This is a genomic window from Terriglobia bacterium, assembly GCA_020072645.1.
Lineage (GTDB): Bacteria > Acidobacteriota > Terriglobia > Terriglobales > Acidobacteriaceae > Angelobacter.
This window is the reverse complement of the sequence record JAIQGK010000012.1, coordinates 152,169-178,939: the sequence shown is the minus strand read 5'-3', so window position 1 is coordinate 178,939 and position 26,771 is coordinate 152,169. Positions and strand designations below refer to the sequence as shown.

Sequence of the window (26,771 nt, the reverse complement as noted above, 5' to 3'; positions counted from 1 at the left end):
ACAATTAAATCAAAATTTCATGTTTATGAGGTAGCATGTTCTTTGTTAGAGCGTGATTTTGTCTCGCGGAGGCTGGCTATGATCGTTTCGTTCTCTGTGTCTAACTTTCGTTCTTTTCAGTCGGAAGAGACATTTTCTCTCGTAGCGAGTAATCGATTGGCGGGGAGTCACGAAGATCATGCAATTCCAATTCCAGGCTCTAAAGAGCGTGTTCTACGTACAGCTGTCCTTTATGGGGCTAATGGAGCTGGTAAATCGAACCTTTTCAAGGCGCTTCGCTATCTAAGGTCGGCGGCTCTTAAGGCTAGGGAGAGGAACAGTGGAACCGGAAGAGAGGCGTTCCGCTTTGGAGGTGTAGATGGGGAGCTTTCTAGTTTTGATTTGCAGTTCATTGCGGGAGAAAAGCTGTTCCGTTTCGGCCTGAAATTAAACGACCAAAGAATTACAGAAGAATGGTTATTAGAGATCGATGGCAGCCGGGAAAAAACTCTGTATGAGAGGATAACTGACGAGCATGGAAAAGTGACAATCGATGCTCAGGGCATCAAGAACGCCGGCGAAAAATTGCGCGCCCTAGCCACAGTGGGTGGCCCCCAGAATCAGTCATTCTTAGCCACGATTTACGCCACGCTCGAAGCCCCCGACTATGGCGAAGAGCTAAATGCGATCTTGGAATGGTTTAATTCTGGCTTGAATCTGATAGCCCCTACTGCTTCATTTCGTACGCTAGGGGATCTCCTCGCACGCGATTCGCATTTTAAAGAATTCGCCGACGATTTTTTGCGATTGTCTTCTACGGGAGTCGATCACCTGAAAATTTCGAAAGCGGAAATCGCAGAAGATGATCTTAGAACTTTTCTACCCGCCGATACCTTTTCCAGTGTGTTAAAAAGCATTGCTGAAAGTGATGATGACATGGCCATTGTCCGCTTAAGTGAAGGGAACGAACTCCTAATCGAGCGGTCGGAAGAGAAGCATTTCTACTTGATCACAATCCAAGCAGCGCATCAGGATCTTGCGGGCAAGGAGATAACATTGGAGCTTGCAGATGAGTCGGATGGTACTCGGCGTCTCCTCAACCTTATGCCCGCTTTGCACCATATGAAAACCAGCGGTGCAGTATACCTAATCGACGAAATTGATCGCAGCTTGCATCCGATATTGGTCGTGAATTTTCTACAGCTATTTTTAAAATCCTGTAAAGGTAGATTGGGTCAAGTTATTGTTACCACTCACGAGTCAAATCTATTGGATTTAGAACTGCTTCGCCGGGATGAGATTTGGTTTGCCGAGAAAGATTCAGGAGCCGCTACACGGCTGTATTCGTTGGCGGATTTTAAAGTTCGTAAGGATCTGGAGATTCGCAAGCATTACTTGCAAGGAAGGTTTGGCGCAGTACCTTTCATGGGGGATATCAACCGTTTGCTGCTTGAAAAGGGTAACGCGAATGAGCCTTGTACAGCGTAAGCCGAGACCACTAGCTAGAGACCGCGACAGCCTTCGGGACGACAGGCTCTTTATTGTGGCCTGCGATGATACATATGCGCCAAGGCAATACTTCGAGTTTTACAGAGTTCCGAGAGTGCAGGTTCACGTGGTTCCGACCATTGATGGTACCTCCGTCGCGGAGCACGTATTAACACGTTTGCTGGGATTTGAACACGAAGATGACGACGAACTATGGATGGTTATCGATATCGACCACTGTGCACAAGGAAATCACATAAAAAGCTTTCTCGCAGCGATTACTCAGGCCCGTAAGAGTGGGGTGAATATTGCCGTAAGCAAACCATGCTTCGAGCTGTGGTTGCTACTGCACCACGTCGAAGAGGCGGCGGTCCGCGGTCTTTCAACTGCAGCAGATGTCGAGGCGGCGCTACGTTCTCAGCTGGGGCAATACAATAAGGCGAATCTGAGGCAGAAGGATTTTCCACTCGTATCAGTCGCAGCGGCTTGTATGCGAGCAAGAAGGCTTGATCAAACGGTTGCAGGTGGAGAGGTTCCCGCTGAAAACACCAGTAGGGTGTATCAGTTGTGGGAAGCAATTGCAGCGAAAGCGCTCCCGCTGCAGCTTCCTGATGAACTGAAAGGCCTGTGCAGGTAGCCGCGCATCGAGCGGCTGGCTAAGCGCTCGTCCGTGCAAAGTCCGCATTTTTTCACGCTATAATTGAACATGGCGACAAACCCGCAGCCCGCTTCGCAAAAAGAGCTGAAGCTGCTGAATGGTAAGTTCCAGCAACTGCTGGCCAAGGTCGCCGAAAACCGCCCTTCTGACGATCTGGAAATCATCCGCAAGGCCTACGATTTTTCTCTCAAACATCATCAGGGACAGACGCGCGCTTCCGGCGAGCCATACCTGATTCATCCGCTGGAAGTGTCATTGGTGCTGGCGGACATGAAGCTGGATTCCACGGCCATCTCCGCCGGGCTGCTGCATGACGCAATTGAAGACACGCCGGTAACGCATGAAGACATACGCCGCGAGTTTGGCGATCAGGTAGTCCACATTGTTGAAGGCGTTACCAAGATCGACAAAATTAATCTGGCCAGTCGCGAAGAGCGCCAGGCAGAGAACGTGCGCAAGATGGTACTGGCCATGGTGGATGACATCCGCGTGGTGCTGATCAAGCTGGCCGACCGCCTGCACAATATGCGCACGCTCAAGCACCTGCCGGAAGAGCGCAGGCAGCAGGTGGCGAAAGAAACGCTGGAAATTTATGCGCCGCTGGCGCATCGGCTGGGCATGGGCAAGGTGCGCGGCGAGCTGGAAGATCTTTCATTCCGTTATGTTGATCCCATCGGCTATGACCAGGTGCGGACAGCGGTGGAGAAGCGCCGCAAAGCCGGTGAAGCGTTTCTGGCCAAACTGGTAAAAATACTGCAACAGAAGCTTACGGAAAATGGCGTTGACGCCAAGGTGGAAAGCCGGATCAAGCGGCTTTACAGCATTCACCAGAAACTATTGCGGCAGCGCATTACCGTCGATCAGGTTTATGACTTGCTGGCTGTCCGCATCATCACCAAGTCAGTCAAGGATTGTTACACCGTGCTGGGCGCGATCCATCAAATGTGGCGTCCGGTGCCGGGACGGATTAAAGATTTCATCGCCATGCCGCGGCCGAATCTTTATCAGTCACTCCACACGACGGTGATCACCGAAGATGGCCACCAGTTTGAAGTGCAGATCCGCACGGAAGAGATGCACAAGATGGCGGAAGAAGGCATCGCGGCGCACTGGAAGTACAAAGACGGCAGCCCGGTAAGCGCCAAAGATGAGCAGCGGCTCGCATGGCTGCGGCAGGTCGTGGAGTGGCAGCAGGACGTTAAAGACCCCAACGAATTTCTTTCCACGCTGAAGGTCGATCTCTACCCGGAAGAGGTTTACTGCTTCACGCCCATGGGCAAGGTGGTGATTTTACCGCGCGATGCCAGCGCAATTGATTTTGCCTATGCCATTCACACTGAGGTGGGACACTCATGCGTCGGCGCCAAGGTGAACGGGCGCATTGTGCCGCTGCGGAACAAGCTGCGCAATGGCGACGTGGTGGAGATCATGACGCAGCCGGGACACAATCCCAGCCGCGACTGGCTGGGCTTTGCCAAGTCCACGCGCGCGCGCAATAAGATACGGCACTGGCTGAACATTCATCAGCGTGAGCGGGCCATTGAGATCGGGAAAAAGCTTTTGGAAAAGCAGGCGCGCAAATATCGGCTGGCGCTGAAAGATTTTAACGAGAAGACAATGGACGCCATCGCCAAGGAATACGGCCTGGGCGGCGGACAGGACCTGCTGGCGGGAATCGGCTACGGAAAATATTCCGCACGGCAGGTGCTGGCCAAGCTATCACCGGAAATTTCCGAGCAGACGCCTGCCGCGGAAGAAGCGCCGAAGGCCGGCAGCACGCTGGGCACTGTGATCCGTCGTGTGTTTGGACAGAGCGCGGACACGGGCGCGATCAAGGTAAAAGGCTATAACGATCTGCTGGTGTATCGCGCGCGATGCTGCAATCCGATTCGCGGTGAAGCGATTGTGGGCTACGTGACACGGGGCAAAGGCGTAGCCGTGCACGCGGTGAGCTGCCCGAACGTGAACAACCTGATGTATGAAGCGGATCGCCGCATTGCTGTGGAATGGGCCAAGCCGCTTAAGATCGACAAGACAGATGGTCGCGGAACGTATCCGGTGAAGCTGACGGTTTTCTGCGACGACCGTCCGGCGATGCTGAAGCAGCTCACCGCCGTGATCTCTGACGACAATACCAACATCCGCAACATTGAGGCGCGCACCGCCGACAGCCAGGCAACGATCGATATTGTGATTGATATTGAAGACGTGAAGCACCTGGAGCGCGTGATCGGCGGGTTGAGGAAGATCCCGGGGATACACGATGTGCAGAGATTGAATAAGGTGTGAAGGCAGTATTTAGTATTTAGTACTTGGTATTTAGCTTGGCCTTGGAAGATGAAGGACATTTTGCAGAGTGGCAACACAGATCATAAGCTTCCGGCTAAGTACCAAATACTAAATACTGAGGTTGGCAAATCAGCGGCGAGAATCTTCGGAGGAAATAAATGAGCGGCTTTACTCGAGACGTGGTTTCAACTCCCAATGCACCGAAAGCAATCGGACCATATTCGCAGGCAATCAAAGCCAATGGATTTCTTTTTATCTCCGGGCAGATTCCCATTGATCCGGCGACCGGAAACCTGATTGAAGGCGGGATTGAGGCGCAGACGGAGCAGGTGCTGAAAAACCTGACGGCAATTCTTCAGGCCGCGGGCAGCAGCTGGGAAAAAGTGGTGAAGACAAGCGTCTTTTTGAGGAGCATGGCAGAGTTTGGGCAGATGAATGAGGTATACGGAAAAACCTGCAAGAACGCGCCGCCGGCACGTTCCACGGTGGAAGTAGCACGCCTGCCGAAGGACGTCGCGGTGGAGATTGACGTGATTGCGCTGGCGTAAATCACCACCGGAGGAGCAATGTTCCTTAGGCGATTCGCTATCACCCTGTTTTTGTTCACCACATTTTCAACCCTTTGTCTGGCGCAAAAAGCCGACGTGTCTTTTGTGGCTGGCGGGGCTTTTGTCTCCGAGGACCACGTGGCGCCCGGAGTGACCTGCACAATTCCATGTCCGCTGGCCTTTAATTTCCGGACCGACACTCATGTGTTCTATGAAGGAACAGGGGCCGTCCGCCTGGCAAATTTCAGAGTGGCATCTCTTCATCTGGAAGTGCCGGTGGCCGGCATACCTTCGGCATCCATCAATTTTTCCGGCGCTCCATCAGGCACTCAGCTGAAACTTTCCAGTGTGTTTGTCACGCCATCGCTGCGGGTGAAGTTCGCGCCGGGATTTCCCGTTTCTCCCTGGGCCAGCATTGGTGGAGGCTGGGCGCATTACAACCTGGCCGGTTCGTCGATGAACAAGGGAGCGCTGCAGTTTGGCGGGGGAGTGGACATCAAGACAGGAATCCCGCTGCTGGGTTTCCGTGCCGAGGTGCGGGATTTCACTACCGGCCAGCCGGATTTCGGGATCGTGAGCATACAGACCGCCGGCTCGCCAAGCCTTGGGCGGAGACACAATGTGCTGGCCGGCGGTGGAATCGTATTGCGGTTCTAAAAGAGTCCATTTCGAAATCGCGGCAATCTTTCCGGCATGACCTTTGGTTACCGGAACTTCCTCTCCGGCGCTGTGTTTTCTTGTTCCGCAGGCAACGAATTCTGCATCTCAGGTGGGAGAGCCAACTAAAAACTTTAATGCCAGCTAAAGGAGCTTCTGAATGAAGCGTTATTCCATTTTGTTTGTCATATTGTGCGCCTCAACGTTCGCGATGGCGCAGAAAGCGGATGCGGCGTTTGTGGTGGGCGGATCGTTTGTTTCCGATACGAAAGAGACTTTTCTTGCTCCGTCGCTAACGCTTACAGATACTGTAAAAACCGACCATCACCTGTTTCTGGAAGGTGAACTCGGGGTGCGGGTGCTGAACGCCCATGTGGCTTCTCTAAGCGTGGAATTGCCAATAGCGGGAATTACATCGCAGAAGCTTACGCTTGCCAGCACGCCGGGAACCGTGGTGGACAACCTTTCCACAGTATTCATCACGCCAGGAGTCCGGCTGAAGCTGCTGCCCGTTTCGCCGATTTCACCCTGGGTAAGCATTGGCGGTGGATGGGCGCACTATTCTCTGGACACCGCAAACACGACGCAAAACAAAGCCGCGCTCCAGTACGGCGGCGGGCTTGATTTCAAGACTGGATTGCCGCTGTTGGGTTTCCGCGCAGAAGTGCGTGACTTCGTCACCGGCGACCCGGATTTCGGAGTCTTCTCGACAAGCAGTGGATTGCATCATCACAACATCCTGGCCGGCGGCGGAATCGTGCTGCGGTTCTGAAGAAGCATTCAGTAGTCAGCGGTCAGCATTCAGCCCGTACATATCAGGTGTGAACTTGTCTGGCCGAGCGTAGAGAGGTTCGCAAAACGCTCTGATAATCTCAGGACAAATGAAAGGCTTCCCCGGAATAAGGAAGCCTTTTTGATCTTTAAAAATCGCTGAACTGATTCGCTTGAAATAGGGGGAGTGCTGATTATGCCGTTTTCTTGCTCACTGAGGCTTTCACGACCTTGCCGGACTTGAGGCAGGTGGTGCATACGCGGACGCGCTTGTTGGCGCCGTTGACGCGGGCGCGCACGGGACGCAGGTTTACGTTCCAGCGGCGGCGGCTCACGTTGTGAGCGTGGCTGATCTTGTTTCCAAATTGCGGGCCTTTGCCGCAGATGTCGCAAACTTGTGCCATTCGATTGACTCCAGATATCTGACGCAGAAGGGCCGTAGGGCTTCAGGTCGTGTGGTTAAAGGTAAATTTTACAGGAAGATAGCAGTAAGCGCAAACGAAGTTCGGTTCGATCTCGATCAGCGCCTTTTCTTACCGTTGTCGCTGCCAAACAGCGTTTGGAGCTCACCGCCATCGAGATTTTTGGCCCCGTAGTCGTCGTCGGGAATCGTGGCGAACCCGCGCGTCAGCAGCCACAAAACGAAGCGCCCGAGCAATTTGAGCCTGCCACGCCATCGGTCCCAACGCTGGTGTGAAGGCGTCGGATCTGACGAGCTTTCGCTATTAGGATTGCAGTCGGTCATGGACGGAGACCAGATTTTGGCACGAACGCTGGCTTATAGCCAACATTTATCCGGCTGTCATCACCTTTTCCACTGGAGTGGTGACTCGCCTTGAAATCCTTTCCCGCAGGCGCAGGAACGGCCGTTCAATGGCCATATACAGCGCGAAAGCAGCCATGAAGCTAAAGGCAAAGTAAATGAACAAGGCGAACCAGCCGCGGGATTCGACCAGCCGTGGCAGGTGTATGCGAACCAGGTGGATGATCTCTTTGTGGGTGAGATAGGCGCTGTAAGCCAAGGCCGCGATCAAGCCAAATCCCCGGACTTTGGATAGCGGGCTGGATGGAGCCAGGCTGGATGCAATCAGCAGGCCAAGGCCAGCAGCCAGCAAAGGGAAACCAATGACGGAAGCTGAAAACGAAAGACGGTCGCGGAAAAGCCACATGGCCCAGGCGCAGAGCGCGAGTCCACTTACCAGCAATAGGTAGCCGTGGGACATGGCACGCTGCCACCACGAGGGACGAAAAGTCTTGATCGTCGCAAGGGTCACGCCGACCAGAAGACCATCGAGCCGGGTGTGCGTAGGGTAATAGATTTTTTCGACATAGGCCAAGGCGAAGGCATCATCATCTCTGGGGAACACTTGCACCTGATGGAGATAGATGTACGCCCGGATGGCGATGCCGAAGCAGAGTATTCCGAGGATCACGGCCACGGTTTTGCCGAAGCTGGGACGGCGCATCAGCAACAAGATCAATAGAGGCAGCACGAGATAGAAATGCTCTTCCACGCACAGAGACCAGACGTGGGAAAAGGCCCGGTCATTCAGATAGTCGATGCGGAAATTTTCCGTGAAGGTAAGAAACTGCCATGCCGGAGACAGCCCCGGAGCTTCTCGAAAGGCGGGAATAGCGAAGTAGAAAAGCAGCACCGTTAGATACGCGGGCAGGACGCGGAAGGCGCGCCGCATATAAAAGCCGCCAATCGAAGGGCGGGCGCCACGCGTGTATGGTCGCAGCAATTGTGATCCGATCAGGTATCCGCTGAGGACAAAGAAGAGATCAACGCCCATCCAGCCGTAATTTCCGGGGCCGCTCCAAATGCCGGGACGCAGCGCAAAGTGCATGTGCCAGAGCATGACCCACAGGACGGCAATGGCGCGCATGAGGTCCAGGCCGGGCTCGCGGGCGGAGGATGTGTCGAGAAGGTTCAAGCAAGTTTGTTATAGCAGGTGCATCGCCAAAACCTGACCACAAAGGACACAAAGGAACACAAAGGAAGATCGGTGGAGCAATAAGGCCTTTCACGAGGGGCGGCGGAGCCACGCATGCCTCAATCGGAGGGAACCACGCGTCGCTACCCGAATGTAGTTGCGGAGAAATCTTTGTGACGGTGTATTGGCGGTTGGTCAGCGCCCGTCGTTGCGTTCATCTTCCAGGATGAGAAGATACTCCGCCCTGGCGGAGTTGAAAGCAAGGTGGGTGACTGCATAGCCGGCGGGAGTGAAAACAGGATCGTTGAGTTTGGCTTCCAGGTCCTGAGCGTCTTTTCCAAACACTACCTTGTAGCGCGGACGGCCTGAGTGCTGCGATGGTGGTGTCATAGCGGATAGAGTTTACATTGTTACCGGCAATGAACCAAATCGTTACTCAGATGAACCATTACTCAGATGAACCAAATTCAGGGTGGAGCTATTCCATCACAACCACAACCTTCCCAAATGTCTCATTCGATTCCAGGCGCTGGTGGGCCTTGCCTATATCCGAGATGGGGAAGACGCTGTCAACGTTGGGCTTGAGAACGCCGCGGGCGAGCAGCGGCACGACCTCTGCGGCGAAGAGGCGGGTGGCGGCAATCTTTTCTTCCATGGAGCGGGCGCGCAGGACGGTCCCGCGAATCTGAAGACGTTTGCTCATGACATATTTAGCGTCAAGCTCATAGCTGCCGCCCGCCACGGTGCCCACAAGAATCATGCGGCCCTGATGGGCCATGGCTTTCTGGCTGGCTTTGACGTAAGGGCCACCGACGAGATCAAGCAGCACGTTGAAGCCCTTGCCGCCAGTCCATTTTTCCGCAGAAGTTGCGAGCTCGTCAAAGTTCTGGCGAAGGACCAACCCCGCTTCCAAACCCAGCGGTTTAGATTGTTCAATTTTGTCGGCCGTGCGTGAAGTTCCATAAGGGACGGCATGGATTGCGCGGGCAAGTTGCACGGCAGCCAGGCCCACGCCGCTGCCCACGGCATGGATCAGGATGGTTTCGCCGGGGCGAAGCTTTCCTTGGGTCCATAGAGCGTCTTGCGCGGTAATAAAGACTTCAGGCACGGCAGCGGCCTGAGTCCAATCAAGGTTCGCGGGGATTTCCGCCAGCAGATGTTCATAGGTGACAACATATTCGGCATGGGCCCCGCCGCCGATCAGGCCAAAAACGCGCTGGCCGGTCTTCCATCGGCGAACGGAGGAACCAACTTCCGCAACTTCGCCGGCGAACTCCATGCCAGGAATCTCAGCGGGAAAGCCGGGCGGTGGGGGGTATTTGCCCTGGCGCTGGAGCAGGTCAGCGCGGTTGAGCGATGAGGCGCGGACGCGGACCAGAACATGATCGTCATTGATAAGGGGTTTGCCAACGGTGCGTATTTCCAGCACTTCAGGGCCGCCAAAGGTGGAGATCCAGACCGCCAGCATGGTGTTGTTCATGGGCATGTTAAGCGTGCAAAATGATTATAAGGCGCGCACCGAGGGACTGTGATTAGAGTCACATCGGGCTAGAGATGCCATGCCTTATATTTGCTGAGCCTTATCTACTGGGTCTTTTATTTGCTGAAGTTAAGGCACTCCGATATATTTTTAGACAGCATGTACGAGGACTTTCAAGCCACCGACCGCTGGACGGGAGAACAACTCCACTGTATTTATCAGGCCCTGATCGTCGCCATTGCGACGCGGCACGCCGATGCTGTTGACATAAAGTTTCTTGCCAGCGGGCGTCCCGTATGGATAGCGTTGCCGCATCCAACATGGGTGGAATACAAGGAGCGCACCGGCCGGGTCATAACCGATCCGCTGGCCATCCAGATTGCCGGGCATTTTTTGAAGACGGCGATTGAATCCGGCACGTATGAGCATGGCCGGGAAATGTATACGTTGACGGTGGATGAATCGCTCGGACACTTGAATGCAGTCCTAAAGGAAGTTGGCGCGCCCCAGGATGCGCTGATCAAAACGGCCTAGCCGGTTTAGGCCAGCCAAAAACCGCTGCTTGCGACCAGCCTTCTGGCCCAACAGAACAGGAGATTTTTCCGCCATGTCGACTTTGCCAGCCATTGATACAGCCTCAGCCCTGGAAACACTTCTCAAAGGCAGTAACGTGCATCGCAACCTCCATTCAGGCGTGCTTGTGGAGCAGGCAGTGCGCCGGAGTGAAGGGCTGCTGGCGGACAATGGAGCGATGGTTGGATACACCGGTAAATACACCGGACGCACCCCCAAAGACAAGTTCACGGTAAAGGACTCGATTACCGCTGAGTTGGTCAACTGGGGCGCCATAAACCAGCCTTTTGATCAGGAAAAGTTTGACGCGCTGTTTGACCGTGTTGTGGCTTTTCTGCGCGGCAAAGAACTGTTTGTGCAGGACCTGTATGCCGGGGCAGACTCCAAATATCGGCTGCCGATCAGGGTGATCAATGAATATGCGTGGCACAATCTTTTTGCCCGCGCGCTGTTTGTGCGCCCTACGGCAGAAGAGCTTAAAACCCATCGCCCGGAATTTACGATTGTCTCAGCGCCGGAATTTCAAGGCGATCCGCAGCGCGACGGCACCCGCTCAGAAGCTTTCATTCTTGTGAGTTTCACCCGGAAGGTGATCCTGATTGGCGGGACTAAGTACGCGGGCGAGATGAAGAAGTCAATCTTCGGCATCATGAATTTCCTGCTGCCGCAGAGAAATGTCTTTCCCATGCATTGCTCGGCCAACGTCGGCAAAAACGGCCAGACAGCACTTTTCTTTGGACTTTCCGGCACTGGCAAGACCACGCTCTCGGCCGATCCGGAACGCCTGCTGATTGGCGACGATGAGCACGGCTGGAGTCCGACAGGCATTTTCAATTTTGAAGGCGGCTGCTACGCCAAGTGCATCAAGCTGTCAAAAGAAAATGAGCCGCAGATCTGGAATGCAATCCGCTTTGGCTCCGTGCTGGAAAACGTTCCGCTCGATGCGGAAACACATGTTCCAAATTATGACGATGACAGTCTCACGGAGAACACGCGTTGCGCCTATCCCGTGGACTATGTTGAAGGCGCCGTGATTCCGGGAATCGGAGGACACCCAAAGAACGTGATGTTCCTGACGGCTGATGCTTTTGGCGTGCTGCCTCCAATCTCCAAACTAACCACGGACCAGGCCATGTATCATTTTCTCTCCGGCTACACGGCCAAGGTGGCCGGAACTGAAGCTGGTGTGGAAGAGCCGCAGCCGGATTTTTCCACGTTATTTGGAGCGCCGTTCTTTCCGCTGCGGCCCAAGGTGTATGCGGAAATGCTGGGCCGGCGAATGACTGAGCACGGCTCACAGTGCTGGCTGGTGAATACCGGCTGGTTTGGCGGACCATACGGCGTGGGCGCGCGCATGAAGCTGCCTTACACGCGTGCCATGGTCAATGCTGCGATTGAAGGCGCGCTGGATAAAGTTGAATTTGAACAAGACCCGGCTTTCGGGCTCACCATACCGAAGTCCGTACCGGGCGTGCCGTCTGAGTTCTTGCGGCCGCGCGATGCCTGGAAAGACAAAGCCGCGTATGACAAGACCGCTGCCAATCTGGCTACTCTTTTTGCCAAGAACTTTGAGAAGTTTGACGCGCCGGCAAATATTCGCGCCGCTGGACCGGGACTGAAGAAGTAATCTGCGAGAGCCAACGAGTAACTGCTAAGCAGGATTCAAAGCAAAAAGAGACGCGCCGCAAAGCACGTCTCTTTGTTTTTGGAAACAGTTTCAGGATGTCTGCCCGGACATCGCTCAGGCAGTCATCAGTCAGGCGGCTTTGTCGCGGCCCAGGTGTTGGCTTACGGTGGCGTTAATGCGCTCGATAAAGGAAACGGGCTGCTCGTCCGCCGAAGGAGGCGCAAGGCGCTTGCGCAACAACTGGAGAAATTTGGTGACGCGATGCAGGCGTTGCGAGTCCATCCGTTCCTGCACGTGCTGAGGATTTACTTCTGAAGCGGTTTCAATGTACTGCCAGAGCAAAAGCCGCATATCATCGACCGCACTTTTAAGATCACTGAGCATGTCTACGTTGAGTTCAGCGGCGGGAACAGCCGGCTTGTCATTAACGTTTGGGGGCTGCATGGCAAGCCAGTACAGATCTTCATGAACGGCAGTCAGCGCAGTCGTAAGCTCCTTAAGATGGGATACGAGTTCTGTAGAATCGGTTTGTAAGCGGCGGTCAGGCATTTTGGGGGACTCCCTTTACTTCTACTTATGTAGTACGTGTATTAGTGTCTAGGATGCGCCGAACGTTGCAGAAATGCTGGTTACTCAAGTCCATGCCCCAAGACCTAAAGCCTGTATTTTCAGCAACTCTGGATTTTTGGCGGCTGGAGGCTTAACGCTCTGGATGCCACTTATGTGCAATAGTTTTCAATGGGATAGGCGTTGCTTGCACCTGGAATTGGGCTTTCCTGTTGGCCGGATGCGCGGAGCGGAATAGTCCCAAACCAGAGAATGTGGTTGAACCATTGATATAAACGTTTCCATCGGTAGTTGGCGCGCAGTGCCAAAACGGGAGAGAAAAGCGGCATGTATTCGCGGCACATTTCAGTGCAGTACGAGTTGAATGGGAAGCTGGCAAGGTGTCCCATGAAGTGGCTGGATAATTTTTCCATGCGCAGCTTTACCAACGATTCCATTTTTGACGACACGCTTCCGGTGGCTGACGGTGAGATGAGAATCGGGACGCGCGTGCCGCTGGAAAAATTGAAAGCGGCGATGGAGGATTGGTTCCGCAGGAAGAGCTATCTGGAAAAAGAGCAGGAACTGGTGATCGAAGAAACCAAAAGCTAACCACTGAAAACCAAAGCCTTACCGCTGATAACACTGATCAGCCGGATTTCCACTTATAGGGACGTCAATTTTCTTTCTTCAACGATTACCCGATCCCTTTGACATCACCCTCATATGCGGCTATCTATCAATCTTTGCGATCCCTGTTAATCAGTGTTAAGTTTCTGGTTCTTTCTTCGCTAAATTAGCGTGGAAGACCGATGAAAGCTCAATCTTGAATCATTGAGAAACAAACTCCGATTTATCAGTGAAAATCCGTGTGATCCGTGAAATCAGCGGTAAGGCTTTGGTCTTCTGTCTTTGTCGGCGCAAAGGTTAATGAGTGCTTTTTGCTTCCTCGGCTGCGGGCTCTTTATCGGCAGTGACTTTGAACACGATGAGCACCTTGTCATCGTCGTTCATGCTGGCAGTGGAATAGGCTGAGACTTCGGCCAGCACGGAATCCACGATTCCCTGCGAGGTGCGCTCGCGATTGCGGCGCACACAGTCAGCCAGGCGCTTGGGGCCGTATTGATGTTTCTGCTCGTCAGAGATATGCAGGATGCCGTCGGTGGAGCAGACGAGCACATCATCTTTTTCAAGCTTGACTGATCCGCGGGTGTAATCAACCTGCGGGAACAAGCCAATCACAGTGCCGCCTTCTTCCAGCAGTTTGATTTCACCGGTCTTGCCGCGCACCAGGATGGGAGGAACGTGTCCGGCGTTCACGTATTGCAGAATGTTTTTTCTGGTGTCGACCAGACCGAGAAAAACGCTGAGATGCTTGCCTGACTTGGTATAGGTGTAAAGCATTTCATTCAGCGAGAATGCCAGCACTTCCAGCGAGTGCAGATGCATGACCAGCGCGCGCAGCGTGGCCTGAAGATTAGCCATGATCAATGCTGAAGAAACGCCGTGGCCTTCGACCTCGGCGCTAACGAGAAGCAACGACTGCGGGCCGAGGTTGATGAAGTCGTAATAGTCGGCGGCAACGTCAAAACAGAAATCGCTGAGCACAGCAATGTCATAGCCCGGGACCACGGGCGGAGCTTCCGGCAGGAGACGATGCTGGATGCTGCGCGCCAACGAAAGCTCGCGCTCCATGCGCTGCTTTTCCATGGTGTCACGATGCATCTGGGCGTTTTCCAGCGCCATAGCCATGTGTCCAGAGAGCTTGTTGAGAAAGCCTACGTCATCGGGAGAAAACGCGCCGCTCTGCGCGTTGAGCAGTTGCAGCACGCCAACGATCTCACCGGAATGGTGCTTGATGGGCAGACTGAGCAGCGACTTGGTGCGATAATTCAACCGCTGATCAAGACTTGGGTCGAATGCCTCGAGGCTGTAAGCGTCATCGGTGTTGACGAGTTCGCCAGAGATGGCCACCTGCCCGGCAATGCTCTTGCCGAAGGGAATGCGGATTTCCTGGTGGTCGAGCCCGGACGCCGCGATGGACCACAGCTCTTTGCGCTTGTTGTCGGCCAGAAAGACGGTGCCGCGCTCGGCTTTTACCTCAGTCCGAGCGATCTTCAGGATCAGCTCCAGCAGCTCAGGAAGATCGAGCGTGGAGTTGAGCATGCGCGTGGCTTCAAAGAGCAGGGAAAGCTGGTTGATGCGCTTGTCTTTCTCCTGCGTGGCCAGCACGTTGTTGAGCTTAGCCGCGCTCATCTCAGAGTACAGTCGCCACCACAGCAGCAGGTCTTCAGGGGCTTCAGAGGTCGTATAAATGGCCAGCACGCCGGCGAGTTGTCCGGCGGCCAGCAGAGGATATCCGGAGATGTGCGTCAATCCGGTCTGGCGGGAAAATTCCAGATCGTCACCGCCAAAGGTTGAAAGCACAATATTTTCGATTGTCGTTTTGTTATGGGCGATTTTGCCAACGGCTCCGGCGCCGGCGGCGGCATAGTCAAGCCGATGCGTGGCAGCCGTGCCCTGCGCGTGCGTGAGATAACAGGAGCCGGAAGATGCGTCCCACAGCCAGAGCTCGGCGCGGGCAGCGTCAAAGTCACTGACCAGCATTTCCAGCACGCGGGCGGTAAGATCTTCTCCGGCGCGGCTGAGCGCTGCCACGGCGCTGGCAAACGCATTTACGTAGTTCTTGCCCTGTACCTTTGTCTTTATCACGCTAATGGCGCCCATCGAGCCCGTTTCCCGGCCGGAAACCGGAAAAAGGGACAAAATACCTGTCCCAAGTTTACCGGGATTCCTGAAAACTTCACGGAAAGAGTAAGGCTAGTTTATGAAGGAGGTACCCGGAATGTAAAGAAAAAGCAAGGGGTTGGGGAAACTAGAGTACCTGTGAAGCGGGAATGGCGACGAGATTGATTTTTTCATGCTTCAAGACGCACGAGCAAACCTATCGCCTGTTACCTGTACGCACCAAAATAGAGAATCGCTGCTCTCAATCAGATAAAGACGCCGGAACTCTGGAGGGGCTGGTCTTCTCCTTGACGGAAAAGGAGAGAGAAAAGGCAACGCGCACCGCGGCGTGTCCGCGCTTCATCGTCGCGCAACGCACTACGGAGTTCTGGGTACAACGACAACGGCCGTCGGGTTGATTATTGTGTAGGGTGAGCCGGAAGCCTGAGTTACGCTCGTGGCAGGCACCGTAAATACTGACAGTTTGCTGGTGGACCGACTTATCGCGTAAAAGTTATTGCCATTGTCCCAACTGATCTGGTCTACCGGATCGTTCATCAGTAGCCCAGTAAACAGCGTAATCGGGTCAGCTCCATTGAAGTGAAATACCTCTAAACCTGAACTTCCCCCTACAGCAAGGAATTTTCCCGACGGCGACATGACGATGTTCGTGCCGACAGCAGTCTGCGGCATATTCGCAACCGTGCTGTTCGTGGTCAAACTTCCGGAACCATCAACGGTGTATACCGCGAGCACTACGCCGCTGTCTTGCGGTGGAACGCCGGGACCGGCATCAGCGCCGAAAGAGACGGCCAAGTTACTGGTAGGGCCTGCTGCCACCATCCCGGGACAAAGATGGTTGGGATCCGGAAAATCAATCGCACCGCCAGAAGGGGTAAGGGTTCCATCGTTATTCCGCTTGAACCTCGATATCTCCGAAAAACCGTGAAAACAACTCGTGGTGTATCCATAGAGATTGTTTTCCATGAAGCTCAAGGGCCCGTCGCCGCAGCAGCCGGTGAATGTAGCGCCGAGGTAACTCAGGGCTCCGGTGGAGTGGTCAACGCTGTACGACTCATAGCCGTCATTTGCGCCATCGATAAGAGAGTGTACAGAGTACAAAGTTGTGCCGGTACGATCCAGGAACAGATTAGAAAGCCCGCCATGTGGATTGAATTGCAGGCCGTTAATGGATGAGACCTGGGTAAGCGCCCCGTTGGAAGCGATAGAGAACGAATTGATGCTGCTCCCGTCAGTACCAAACAGATACTTTCCATTTGCCGCGATAGCCTCCACGTTCGCTAGGAAAGGCGAACCCGGAACGGGCGTGAGTTGCCCGTTGGAGTTCGCGGAAAAAGCATTTATTGCAAAGTTGTTTTTGACAACCCGCCGCAACCAGCCAGGAACATTATTGATGAAAACAAGATTCGAGCCGTGCTGCTGAAGAAGACAGTCGATTGCATAAGACCTCGGCCAGGAGAAGCAGAGCTGCTGAATGGACGTTCTCAATTGATCCCGAGTTGCCCCTATTAACTGACTTATTGCAGCCGTGGTGGCGCGCGGGAGAGCCGGGCGCGTGTTCAGGTGCTTCACCCAACGTAACCTGCGGTTGTGCCTGTTTTGGGAGTCTTTTCAAGAGCATTCATGGGACAATGGATTCAGGCGCTTGTTCCCGAGGATCGACGGACCAGATGCTGCCTTGCGCCGCTGGAGCCCGTCTAACAGGAATGTATGATTGAGGGGCAAGGCGCGTGCCGACATGGAGTGCTGCTTGAATCGTTTAAAGATGATTGTTCTCGCCGCTGGATTGATTTCGCTGGTGGCGTGCGAGAGCAAGGACACAAAGAAGTCGGCGCAGCCGGTTACACAGGCACTAGCGCCCAGCATCCAGCAGACGGTAGCAACGCCTGTTTCTATATCGAAAACTCCGTTGGAACAAACGCCAGTCCCGACTCAACAGCCGGAAAAACCCGATCCGGTCCCGGGCATGATTGCCGATGCGGAAAAAGCCCTGGCCGCAGGACAGGAAGACTATAAAGCCGGCCATCTGGACGCAGCCAAGCAGGACTTTAACCACGCCGTGGACATACTGATGCAAGGGCCGGTGGACATAAAGTCCGACGACCGGCTGCAGGCGGAATTCGACAAGATTACCGAGGAAATCAACAAGCTGGAGATGGTGGCCTTTAAAGAAGGCGATGGCTTTGCCGAACAGCAGCCTGAACCCGCCCCGATTGATGAAGCGAACCAGGTCACGTTTCCGGCTGACGCCAGCGTGACGGCCAAAGCTGAAGCCGACCTGAAGACCACGCAGTCTGACCTGCCGCTGATGATCAATGAGTATGTGGCGGGCTATATCAATTATTTTTCCACACATGGGCGCAGTGTATTTGAGGGAGCATTTGTCCGCTCAGGGCGTTATCGCGATATGATCCTGCGCATCTTCAAGGAAGAAGGCGTGCCCCAGGACCTGATTTACCTGGCGCAGGCTGAATCCGGATTCAAACCCCTGGCGCTTTCACGCGCACGGGCGCGCGGCATGTGGCAGTTTATGGCCAGCCGAGGCGTCGGCTACGGACTGCGGCGGAGCTGGTGGGTGGATGATCGGCAGGACCCGGAAAAAGCGACGCGCGCCGCGGCACGCCATCTGCACGATCTCTACAACCAGTTTGGCGACTGGTACCTGGCCATGGCTGCGTATAACTCCGGGCCTGGGAATGTGCAACAGGCCGTCCGGCGCACGGGATATGCCGATTTCTGGGAGCTTTACAAGCGCAACGTGCTGCCGGCGGAAACCAAGAATTACGTCCCGATTATTCTGGCCATGACCATCATGTCAAAGAATCCAGCGCAATATGGGCTGGACGCCGTGCAGCCTGACCCGCCCATGCAATATGACGTGGTCAAGGTCAACTATCCGGTGGACCTGCGGCTGGTGGCGGAATGCGTGGACGTACCGGTAGAGCAGATGATCGATCTAAACCCCAGCCTGCTGCGCCGCACAACGCCCAAGGACCAGCCATTTGAGCTGCGGCTGCCGCTGGGGACAAAAGACAAATACGAAGCCGCCATAGCGACGATTCCGGTAGAAAAGCGGGTGGCGTGGCGATACTACAAAGTGCAGCCGGGAGACACGCTGGCGGGCGTTGCGCGCAAATATCGCACGACGGAACGGGCCATTGCACAGGCCAACAACCTGCAGCCAGGGCCGCTGGCCGCGGAAGCCAAATTGGTGATCCCGGTGAATGGTGCCGGGGCCAATGGCAAGATCGTCTACTCACGCTATGCCTCACACTACAAGACGCACACGGGTGACACAGTGCTCACGGTGGCCGAGGATTTCGGCGTTCCTCCGGATCGGTTGAGACGCTGGAACCGACTGAAAGGAAATGACTTGCGCCATGGGCGGGTGTTGATCGTATATAAGCCGCTGGTGCCGGGCGAGGCCGATAAAACGCCCGCGCGACGGCGCAAAAAGACGGCACACGCAACGACAAAGCCGAAATCGAGCGCCGCTGCCGCAGCCAAAGAGAAGACCGCACTCAACGCCAAGAGCGAATAAGCAATAAAAATCCCAGAGATTCCACATTTGCTGTGCGAATGTTGACAAGCAATTCCTCGGGCTTGATATAATCCGCGCCTGTTAACTTTTTGTTTTGCTGTGCGCTTTCCAGCCCTAATTTTCTGGAGGAAACATGAGCTTTTACGATGAGACCCTCAAGGCAAGACATGAGGACGACATGGACGATGAATACGGCGAAGCCGGCGGCTACGGCAGCAGCGCAACCGAAGAGGATTATGACGAAGAAGAAGAAGAATCCATTGGCGCCGAAACCGGCGGCGGGGCTGAAGAGCCGATGGGCGGCGAAGCGCCAGCACCAGTAAGCGCTCCGGCTCCGGCCCGCAGAAGCGGCGGAGGCGGTGGCGGCGGCGCAAAGAAAAAACCAGCGGCGAAAAAAGCTGCCAAGAAAAAACCTGCCGCAAAAAAGAAAGCGGCCAAGAAAAAGAGCGCGAAGAAGAGCGCCGGCAAAAAAGGCGGCGGCGGATCGCGGGGGAAGAAAGCCCCGAAAAAAGCTGCCAAGAAAAAAGGCGGCGCAAAGAAAAAGGCCAAGAAAAAGAAATAAGTCCGGCAAGAACAATTGAGGTCAATGAGAAAGGCCGCGAGAGGATCGCGGCCTTTTTTGCTGAGCATTGCTATGCAGATTGCTTTGCGGATTTCTTACGCGTAAATACCACGCAGCTTGATAGTGTGAGCTACCCGCGAAATGGCCAGCATGTATGCCGCAATGCGATTGTTGACGCCATGTGTGTCAGAGAAGTGAACCACATCCTCAAAGGCCTCACGCAGGATGAACTCAAGCTGCTCATTCACAGCGGACTCCTTCCAGAAATATCCCTGACGGTCCTGCACCCACTCAAAATACGACGCAGTAACGCCGCCGGCGTTGGCAAGAATGTCTGGAATGACGAAGACTTTTTTGTCGGCCAGGATTTCATCCGCGGCGGCCGTAGTGGGACCGTTTGCGCCTTCGCAGATAATCTTTGCCTTGATGCCTGCCGCGTTCTGGCTGGTGATAACGTTTTCAGTGGCGGCGGGGATGAGGATTTCGCAGTCGGCCAGCAGGAGCTCACGGGGATCAGCGGCGTCAGCGCCGGGGAAGCCGACGATTGTCTTGTTGCGATCGCGATGCTGCAGCAGCGCATCAATGTTGATGCCAGTACGATTGAACAAGCCGCCATCGTATTCAGCGATGCCAACGATTTTATAACCGGCGTCCTGCATCAGCTTGGCCGCGTTGGAGCCTACGTTGCCGAAGCCCTGAATGATCACGCGCGTGGATTCGCGGCTCATTTCAAATTTGCGGAGAGCTTCATCGCAATTGATCATCACGCCGCGGCCTGTGGCTTCACGCCGTCCACGTGATCCGCCGATGTTGATTGGTTTGCCAGTAACAACCGCCGTCACAGTCTGGCGCATGTGCATGGAGTACGTGTCCATCATCCACGCCATTGTCTGTTCGTTGGTGTTGACGTCAGGGGCAGGTACATCTTTTTCCGGGCCCAGGAACTCAATCAGCTCGGCGGTATAACGGCGAGTCATCTTCTCCAGCTCTGACTGGCTCATCTTCTTGGGATCAACAATAATCCCGCCCTTGGCGCCGCCAAAAGGAATGTTCACGACTGCGCATTTCCATGTCATCCAGCTAGCCAGGGCGCGCACTTCATCCAGCGTAACGTCCGGTGAATACCTCACGCCGCCCTTCGCGGGGCCGCGCGCAATAGAGTGCTGCACGCGAAAGCCGGTAAACACTTCCAGCGTGCCGTTATCCATGGCCACCGGTATGTGCACAATAATTTCGCGCTGCGGATAGCGCAGGATCTTCCACAATCCATCATCCAGGTTAAGTTTCTGTGCGGCAAAATCAAACCGAGCTGCCTGTGCCTCCCAGGGATTCAGCTCCTGCTCAAGCGATACTGTTTTCATCTAGGCTCCAAAGGGATTATTGCGAAAAAATGTGGGCTTGATGCGCGCTGGCAAATCCAACAACCGGCTTCGCGCTGCGTTTCACTATCCTCGCATCAACGGATCGCGACTCTGCTTCCCAGCGTATTCATTGTCCTTATCCATTATATCTGGTTTTCTGGTCTTGCCTCTGTAGCGCATCAAAGGCGTTATCTGCCCGATCAAAACATTTCCGCGGATTGCTTCTTCGGGATCGCCTGGATCACTCTTTGCGGATGAACGGCCGTTTTCGCCCGATGAAGCGCCGTTCCGTCGCATCATCTCTTCGCATCAAGCGGCGGTGAGATTTGCTGGACTTATTTCAATACTCGCCTACTGCTCCGGCAATCCAGCCTTGCGCATGATTACCTTGGTCAAAGACCTTTGGACTCTAACCAGCAAAACTTGCTCATGATAAAAATTAGCTAACGATCTGCCAAGTGCCGCTTCGTGTGTCATCCGTCTCCCCGCAAAAGCTTTGCAGTTGGACCGTTTTCCGGGAATGAACCCGGCCCGGTCGGGGTGATCTTGATGCGCTACGTCAGATTCTTGTTATCAATTGCCGCTCTCAGTGTGCTCAGCGCATGTAGCGGCACGCATTCTCTCAGTGTCGGCGCCAGCATTAATAACTCATCTACTGCGGCCGCCCATACGGTCGTCGGTGGCGTGATGTCCAAAGAAACGCCTTTGGCCACGATCCGGCCAGTCGCGGACACGACTTCCGCTTTCCACGGTAACAAGCTGATCGCGCTTACGTTTGACGATGGCCCCCGGCCCTATGTTCTGTTCGGCAGCAAGGAGAGCAATCGCGGTCCGGGCCTGGTGGATATCCTCGACCAGAATGGCGTAAAGGCGACGTTTTTTGTGGTCGGCTGGCGGCTTACTCCCAAGACATGGGGAGAACCCAGGCATGAAGAAGATATCGGCGTTAGCTGCCTTGACGCAGCGGAGCGTTTGATCCGGCGCGGCCATGAGCTGGAAAACCACACCTACAGCCACCTGGAACTGAGCAGCGCAGAAAAGAAAAATGGCGAGCAGTGGGTCATGCATGACGTGGATCGCGGAGCGCAGGCCATCAAGGCCGTTACCGGCACGCAGCCTAAGTACGTCCGTCCTCCAGACTGGATCCTGACCGATGACGCGCGGCGCGACCTACAGAAACAGGGGTATCGCGTGCTGACCATTTCGCAAGAAAATCCCATGCCACTGCGCGACGTGAACTCGCTTGACTATCTTTGCGCCGGCAAAGCTGTGGGATGTCCTAAGCCATCTCTGCCGGACGCAGTTTTACAGCAGATAGAGCAGCGCGAGAGAAAAGGAACGTTCACGCACATTCTGGCGTTCCATGAACTTTCAACCACGGCCGCCATCATGCCGCGGTTGATCAGCGATCTTAAAGCGCGGGGATATCGCTTCGTTACGCTGACTGAGTACATGAAGCTGGTTGAGTCAAAACGCGATGAGACGGCGAAGCAGCAGGCGGCGGTGATGCGTCCGACGAGGGTTGCAGCGTTGAGCCGTTAATCACGATGGGTTGAAGGCATCGGGCGTTGAAAACGCTTTTCTAGCGCGCTCGACCTTATCTTGATCTTTACTCTTCAGACAATGTTCCAATAGCTTCTGGCGCAATTGAGCCGGGATGGGAGTGTCGTCTGGAACGGGTGTCCAGTTGCCCAAGATTCGTGCCGCGCCTTCGAGTTCTTGATCACTTAAATTTCTACTCTCCGCCGCTCCAATCAACTCCGCAGTCGGATACTGGCGCAGCAGTTTTTCAGCAATCTGCTCATATCCCGGGAACCCCGACCATGGTCCCGCACCAGAGCCGAACCAAGCCATGAGCGCACGGATCCGATCATACGCATTGGGGTATTGCTTTAGCAGTGCGGCGTTAAGAGGTTTCAGATCCGGGAATTTGTCAGGTGGGTTGTACTGACTCACCGCGTTTGACCATAGAGGTTTCAGGCTGGAGGGCATTGCCCTGAGCCAACGCTTCTCGTCAACGATCGTCCTTCTGGCGTCGGCCTGCGTCTCATTAAAAAATTTTCGCGCGCTCGTCATGCCGCGGTTGTCGAACCAGCGTAGCCAGCGATTTGCATCGCTGTTCTGCCAATCCCCTTTCCAAACAGAGCTGCCTATCGCGCTTCCTTCATGATTCCACACCGAGGCGATTTCTTTTTTATTCTTCAACAGGGCAATCTCGGGACCGTCCATGCAGGCACAAACAAAAGGGCCCCCCTTATGCTTGAGAGTTATGGCAGACTTTAGGTCTTCAAAGTCCTTACGGCTCGATGAATGGTAAATGGCAAATTCGCGCTTGAATCCTTCGGTGTAGACGACCATCTCGTCAGCTTGATCGATCAGGACAAAAAGAACAGAAAGCTGTTCGTCTCTGCTCTTCTCGCCAGCTATAAGAGGAAGAGCCAACATAACAAGGCAGATCGCGACGCATAACCTGCGAAACATGCCATAACTCTAACAGGCTAGATACCTGCGCACTATTCAGGGGAGTGGGGCACACCAAGCGGAGCTTCATAAAAAAGTGTTTCCGTACTTAATCCAAGATGTGCCACACTCTGAAGTGTGAAGATCCTCAGATACATTGAGTTGAAGAGCGGCTATGCCGATAATGGTCCGGCCTGGATTGGCTACGTACAGCAATCCAAGAGCGGCCGAACCTTGTACTTCAATGGCCGAGGGTTGATGAAGCTCAAAGGGCAGCGGCGTGACGAGTCGGGAGGGAATTACATCGATATGGAAACGGGCGAATCATTCTGGGTTTCCGGCGTAAAGATGAATGGGGAAGATCGCCATTGGGCTGGATCAGGGAAGGTCCTGATCGAAGCCGCGGCGGTGGCTGAATACCTGGCTGCCATCGAGGCCAAGACCCTGGACACATCGCGTTGTGATGTCACAAACTCGGTCCGTCAGACTGATATCGCGAGACTCTCACGACTGGCAAATGCGCCCGGCAAGGGATGGCCAGATGATCCAGCAGAGCAAAGTCCATACTCATTCGTACGCAATGTGAACTCCTCAGCAAAATAAAGCCTCCATCGGTTAAGACACAACAGGCCGGGTACAGCCCGGCCTGTTTTAGTTTACGGTTTCCAAGTCGCCCGGTGATCAGGCAGATTTAATGGCTGTCTCCGTCGTGTTCGCCATGCTGCGGAATCTGGCCGCGGAGTTCGCCCGTCGGTTGCGCCTTGGTGTGCACCACAATGTAAGTTGCGCCTGCATCCAGAGCGCGCACAACATCGTCAAAATCGCCCGGCGGAATGCCCTGGGTCCCGGCGGGTGGTGGTGGAAATTGATTGCCAAAGGGAAGGTACACCACATCGCCGGCGTGCAGTGTTCCCGTCACTGTCCCCTCGCGAGTGCCAGGGCAGAGCGGGGCTGGCGTGGCTGAAGCGGGAGTGTTCCCGGCATTGGTGCACAAAAACAAAATGATGCCGCCGTTGCTGCCGGGGCGGCTGAAGTGGATATGCGACTGGATAATGTCGCCTTCCAGGTTGTTGTAGTTGAGTTCGTATTCAATGGTCTTGTTAACGCGGTCCACCTTGGCCCGGAAGGCGGCGGTTCCGTGACTGGATTGCGACGAGACGACCTGATAGCCATCGCAGTTCGCGTGAATTGCCTGTGCGGCAACGGCAACGGGCAAAGCGGAAACTGCGACAACCAAACCGGTCGCCAGGAACTTGAGCATACCTTTCATGCGATTCCTCCTGCTTGCAACGCGGGCCAAATGCCTCTCAGTAGAGTTCCGGCCCGACGTTCTTTGCAACCAGCACAAAACTATAAATTAAGCTTGCAGCTTGTTTCAACTTTGTGTTCTTTTTAGGAATGATGAAAATTCTTTAATAAATTCAAAACGGGAACTCGGGAAGGTCCAAGGGGCTTGAGCGGATTGATGAGCACTTTGCGCAGGAGAACGCTAAAAAAAAGAGGTCTTGCCCGGAGAAATTGATGGACAGCCCGATTCGAAGCAATACCAGACTTAAACCTTCACAAAAATTTTCTTCCGGTACTAGGCCTATGCGTAACCCCTAAACCTGAGTTGCTTCATTCACGCCATCATTAGAGCCGGAAGTAACCTCGGCTATGATGGAATGCTCGCCCACTCATTTGTGGAGGCGCGTATGGGACGATTCAACGGACTGACGCTCGCGGTTCTGTTCCTGGTCCTGCTCAGGCTTGGTAGCTGTCAGGATTTGATTCCACACGATACGCGTAGCCTGCTTATGCCCAGGTTTCAACGATCAGAGATCTTTGGCTTTGTGGCGGGTTTTGGAACTACTTTCGCCGCTCTGCCGGATTTGCTTGCCATGCTCAAGCGCCGATCAAGCGCTGGCATGCACCCAAGGATGGCGGCAATTATGGGCGTCTTTCAGATCTTCTGGGTATATTACGGCCTGCTGATTGCGTCGCGACCCGTAATTGCATGGAACGTGGTCGCAGTGTTGATCAATTTTCTAAGCGTCGGCGCGTACTTATATTTCGTGCGGAAGGAAAAAGCCAAACGAGAAACTGCTGAGTGATGCGCCACCGGATCTATTGTGATTCCGTCTCTGCGCCTTTGTACGCTTAAACCTTGATAAAAATCTTCTTCCGGTACAGGGCCCAGGCCACCAGCGTCCACAGCGCCACATAACAGAGGGCGAAGGCCAGCGACGCATTCTTCTCCTGCACCAGCGGCGCGAAGCAATGGTTGTAGATCCAGGCTTGAAGTTCGATCATGTGGCTTCCGTCACGCACTTTGATGATTGACCAAAGTTTGCCGACGAAGGTTGAGAGCGCGTAAGCCACAATGGCGTTTGATCCCAGCCAGAGAAATGGTTTGGCCCACGTATGCCAGCCGCGCATCTCGATGAGCGACCAGCAGAGCGCCAGCAGAAGGCATGCGGCCCCGGCGGTAAAGAGCACGTAGGAACTCGTCCACAGCGGTTTGGAGATGGGGAACAACGGATGCCACGCGTAACCAGCGGCTACGCCGACGATTCCGGCGATGACGAGGCCACGCAGTTTATATGAGAAGCTTGATGCGCCGCGCAGAAATTCTCCAGCCAGCGTGCCCAGCAGCGTGGTTGCGATTGCGGGAAGGGTGCTCAGCAGGCCTTCAGGATCGAAGTCGCGGCGGTAAAGATGGCCGAGCATTAGCTTGCGGTCAATGAATCCGGCAAGACTGCAATGTTGCGTCATCCACGCTGCGGGATCGCATCCCGGCACCGGAACGAAGCGCATCAGCGCATAGTAGCCAGCGAGCAGTCCGGCAATCCAGAGGATGCGGCCTCGGGTTGACGTCCACAGAGTAATCACTGACGCGAACAGATACACCACGGCAATCCGCTGCAGGACTCCGGGGTAGCGCATGTGAGAAAAATCGACATAGGGCAGGATGCGGATAGCGTAACCGATGAGCAGGATCAGCGCGCTCCGTCGGGCAGCGTGCTTCATGAGCGACTGTCGCGAATCGCCGCGCGCTCGCCGCGCTGCAAATGAGAGCACCATCGACGTCCCGACGATAAACAGGAAGAAAGGAAAAATCAGGTCGGTAGGTGTCCATCCGTTCGCGTCCACCCACGACTTCCCCGGATACCAGCCCGAGGGGTGCGCGGTCATCAGTTCGTCGGCGTGATCAAGCGGCCAGTAAGAGGTTGCGCCGGGATTGTTCACCAGGATCATTCCCGCGATGGTGAGCCCGCGAAAGACATCCAGAGATTCAAGCCGCTGCCACCCGGCGGACGAAGGCGTGGCGCTGGTTGTTTTTGGGGTGAACGTGGTGTCAGTAGAGGTTGCCATCTATTTGGGGCCGCTTTCGCGGCCCGGCGTTGCGTGCGCAACTCTCCTTATATATCGATTGTTAGCGGCCAGCCAGTGCGGTTTGTGATTGCCCTGACTTTAACTTGCGGATCGCCATGTTTGCTCGCTTCGCTCAGTGTAATCTTGCGTTTAGCCAGAGTGAAAGTAAACAGTCGAGTGTGCATGTACCGC

At 54.7% G+C, this 26,771-nt stretch carries 25 protein-coding genes and 1 pseudogene; 14 read left to right on the top strand and 12 right to left on the bottom strand.

Annotated features, from left to right (window positions below; translation table 11 throughout):
• Nucleotides 1-78 precede the first annotated feature (78 nt).
• The 6 genes from LAO76_17200 to LAO76_17175 all read left to right on the top strand — a co-directional run bounded on the left by LAO76_17200 (nucleotide 79) and on the right by LAO76_17175 (nucleotide 6,391).
• Nucleotides 79-1,467 (top strand): ATP-binding protein, encoded by a 1,389-nt coding sequence (locus tag LAO76_17200; GenBank protein MBZ5492661.1) that lies wholly within the window; start codon nucleotides 79-81, stop codon nucleotides 1,465-1,467.
• Nucleotides 1,448-2,104: an RloB family protein gene (locus LAO76_17195; GenBank protein MBZ5492660.1), complete on the top strand. Its 657-nt coding sequence runs from the start codon at nucleotides 1,448-1,450 to the stop codon at nucleotides 2,102-2,104. Before LAO76_17200 ends, LAO76_17195 begins: the two co-directional genes overlap by 20 nt.
• A gap of 69 nt (nucleotides 2,105-2,173) precedes the next feature.
• Nucleotides 2,174-4,414 carry a bifunctional (p)ppGpp synthetase/guanosine-3',5'-bis(diphosphate) 3'-pyrophosphohydrolase gene (locus LAO76_17190; protein ID MBZ5492659.1) on the top strand — a complete coding sequence of 747 codons (2,241 nt, stop codon included), beginning with the start codon at nucleotides 2,174-2,176 and terminating at the stop codon, nucleotides 4,412-4,414.
• A 158-nt stretch (nucleotides 4,415-4,572) separates the two neighbouring features.
• On the top strand, nucleotides 4,573-4,962 hold the full coding sequence (locus LAO76_17185) for a RidA family protein (protein MBZ5492658.1): 390 nt from the start codon (nucleotides 4,573-4,575) through the stop codon (nucleotides 4,960-4,962).
• A gap of 18 nt (nucleotides 4,963-4,980) precedes the next feature.
• On the top strand, nucleotides 4,981-5,619 hold the full coding sequence (locus LAO76_17180) for a hypothetical protein (protein MBZ5492657.1): 639 nt from the start codon (nucleotides 4,981-4,983) through the stop codon (nucleotides 5,617-5,619).
• Between the two features lie 160 nt (nucleotides 5,620-5,779).
• Complete coding sequence (locus LAO76_17175) at nucleotides 5,780-6,391, top strand: hypothetical protein (GenBank protein MBZ5492656.1); 612 nt, start codon at nucleotides 5,780-5,782, stop codon at nucleotides 6,389-6,391.
• Between the two features lie 193 nt (nucleotides 6,392-6,584).
• On the opposite strand, the gene rpmB is transcribed toward LAO76_17175, so the two are convergent.
• The 5 genes from rpmB to LAO76_17150 all read right to left on the bottom strand — a co-directional run bounded on the left by rpmB (nucleotide 6,585) and on the right by LAO76_17150 (nucleotide 9,795).
• Entirely contained in the window at nucleotides 6,585-6,794 is a 210-nt protein-coding gene (rpmB, locus tag LAO76_17170; GenBank protein MBZ5492655.1) for a 50S ribosomal protein L28, read from the bottom strand.
• A 116-nt stretch (nucleotides 6,795-6,910) separates the two neighbouring features.
• Nucleotides 6,911-7,135, bottom strand: coding sequence for a hypothetical protein (locus LAO76_17165; protein MBZ5492654.1), 225 nt, complete (start codon nucleotides 7,133-7,135; stop codon nucleotides 6,911-6,913).
• A gap of 46 nt (nucleotides 7,136-7,181) precedes the next feature.
• Nucleotides 7,182-8,279, bottom strand: a complete 1,098-nt coding sequence (locus LAO76_17160; protein ID MBZ5492653.1) for an acyltransferase — start codon at nucleotides 8,277-8,279, stop codon at nucleotides 7,182-7,184.
• Between the two features lie 243 nt (nucleotides 8,280-8,522).
• On the bottom strand, nucleotides 8,523-8,717 hold the full coding sequence (locus tag LAO76_17155) for a hypothetical protein (protein ID MBZ5492652.1): 195 nt from the start codon (nucleotides 8,715-8,717) through the stop codon (nucleotides 8,523-8,525).
• An 88-nt stretch (nucleotides 8,718-8,805) separates the two neighbouring features.
• The gene (locus tag LAO76_17150) at nucleotides 8,806-9,795 is read right to left on the bottom strand and encodes an NAD(P)H-quinone oxidoreductase (GenBank protein MBZ5492651.1); all 990 of its coding nucleotides are present in this window, start codon (nucleotides 9,793-9,795) and stop codon (nucleotides 8,806-8,808) included.
• 171 nt (nucleotides 9,796-9,966) lie between these two features.
• Between LAO76_17150 and LAO76_17145 the strand changes: the two genes are divergently transcribed.
• Nucleotides 9,967-10,341: a hypothetical protein gene (locus LAO76_17145; GenBank protein MBZ5492650.1), complete on the top strand. Its 375-nt coding sequence runs from the start codon at nucleotides 9,967-9,969 to the stop codon at nucleotides 10,339-10,341.
• A 73-nt stretch (nucleotides 10,342-10,414) separates the two neighbouring features.
• Entirely contained in the window at nucleotides 10,415-12,007 is a 1,593-nt protein-coding gene (pckA, locus tag LAO76_17140) for a phosphoenolpyruvate carboxykinase (ATP) (GenBank protein MBZ5492649.1), read from the top strand.
• A gap of 129 nt (nucleotides 12,008-12,136) precedes the next feature.
• On the opposite strand, the gene LAO76_17135 is transcribed toward pckA, so the two are convergent.
• Nucleotides 12,137-12,556 (bottom strand): hypothetical protein, encoded by a 420-nt coding sequence (locus LAO76_17135; protein MBZ5492648.1) that lies wholly within the window; start codon nucleotides 12,554-12,556, stop codon nucleotides 12,137-12,139.
• A gap of 345 nt (nucleotides 12,557-12,901) precedes the next feature.
• Between LAO76_17135 and LAO76_17130 the strand changes: the two genes are divergently transcribed.
• Nucleotides 12,902-13,165, top strand: a complete 264-nt coding sequence (locus tag LAO76_17130; protein MBZ5492647.1) for a hypothetical protein — start codon at nucleotides 12,902-12,904, stop codon at nucleotides 13,163-13,165.
• Nucleotides 13,166-13,480: 315 nt separating this feature from the next.
• Here LAO76_17130 and LAO76_17125 read toward each other — a convergent pair whose 3' ends face one another.
• Both LAO76_17125 and LAO76_17120 read right to left on the bottom strand, forming a co-directional pair.
• A complete protein-coding gene (locus tag LAO76_17125; protein MBZ5492646.1) occupies nucleotides 13,481-15,280 on the bottom strand; it encodes a SpoIIE family protein phosphatase in 1,800 nt (599 codons plus the stop codon).
• A gap of 378 nt (nucleotides 15,281-15,658) precedes the next feature.
• Nucleotides 15,659-16,789, bottom strand: a complete 1,131-nt coding sequence (locus LAO76_17120) for a lactonase family protein (protein MBZ5492645.1) — start codon at nucleotides 16,787-16,789, stop codon at nucleotides 15,659-15,661.
• A 478-nt stretch (nucleotides 16,790-17,267) separates the two neighbouring features.
• Here LAO76_17120 and LAO76_17115 point away from each other — a divergent pair, with 478 nt between their 5' ends.
• A complete protein-coding gene (locus tag LAO76_17115) occupies nucleotides 17,268-18,842 on the top strand; it encodes a transglycosylase SLT domain-containing protein (protein MBZ5492644.1) in 1,575 nt (524 codons plus the stop codon).
• A 376-nt stretch (nucleotides 18,843-19,218) separates the two neighbouring features.
• Nucleotides 19,219-19,299: pseudogene (locus LAO76_17110) on the top strand (histone).
• Between the two features lie 200 nt (nucleotides 19,300-19,499).
• Here the strand turns inward: LAO76_17110 and LAO76_17105 are convergent.
• A complete protein-coding gene (locus LAO76_17105; GenBank protein MBZ5492643.1) occupies nucleotides 19,500-20,765 on the bottom strand; it encodes a Glu/Leu/Phe/Val dehydrogenase in 1,266 nt (421 codons plus the stop codon).
• Nucleotides 20,766-21,314: 549 nt separating this feature from the next.
• Between LAO76_17105 and LAO76_17100 the strand changes: the two genes are divergently transcribed.
• Entirely contained in the window at nucleotides 21,315-22,307 is a 993-nt protein-coding gene (locus LAO76_17100; GenBank protein MBZ5492642.1) for a polysaccharide deacetylase family protein, read from the top strand.
• On the opposite strand, the gene LAO76_17095 is transcribed toward LAO76_17100, so the two are convergent.
• Nucleotides 22,308-23,246 (bottom strand): hypothetical protein, encoded by a 939-nt coding sequence (locus tag LAO76_17095; GenBank protein ID MBZ5492641.1) that lies wholly within the window; start codon nucleotides 23,244-23,246, stop codon nucleotides 22,308-22,310.
• Between the two features lie 117 nt (nucleotides 23,247-23,363).
• Between LAO76_17095 and LAO76_17090 the strand changes: the two genes are divergently transcribed.
• Nucleotides 23,364-23,828, top strand: coding sequence for a hypothetical protein (locus LAO76_17090; GenBank protein ID MBZ5492640.1), 465 nt, complete (start codon nucleotides 23,364-23,366; stop codon nucleotides 23,826-23,828).
• An 88-nt stretch (nucleotides 23,829-23,916) separates the two neighbouring features.
• Here LAO76_17090 and LAO76_17085 read toward each other — a convergent pair whose 3' ends face one another.
• Nucleotides 23,917-24,495, bottom strand: a complete 579-nt coding sequence (locus tag LAO76_17085; protein ID MBZ5492639.1) for a CHRD domain-containing protein — start codon at nucleotides 24,493-24,495, stop codon at nucleotides 23,917-23,919.
• Nucleotides 24,496-24,919: 424 nt separating this feature from the next.
• Here LAO76_17085 and LAO76_17080 point away from each other — a divergent pair, with 424 nt between their 5' ends.
• The gene (locus LAO76_17080; GenBank protein ID MBZ5492638.1) at nucleotides 24,920-25,318 is read left to right on the top strand and encodes a hypothetical protein; all 399 of its coding nucleotides are present in this window, start codon (nucleotides 24,920-24,922) and stop codon (nucleotides 25,316-25,318) included.
• A gap of 46 nt (nucleotides 25,319-25,364) precedes the next feature.
• On the opposite strand, the gene LAO76_17075 is transcribed toward LAO76_17080, so the two are convergent.
• A complete protein-coding gene (locus LAO76_17075; protein ID MBZ5492637.1) occupies nucleotides 25,365-26,579 on the bottom strand; it encodes a heparan-alpha-glucosaminide N-acetyltransferase domain-containing protein in 1,215 nt (404 codons plus the stop codon).
• Nucleotides 26,580-26,771: the final 192 nt, after the last annotated feature.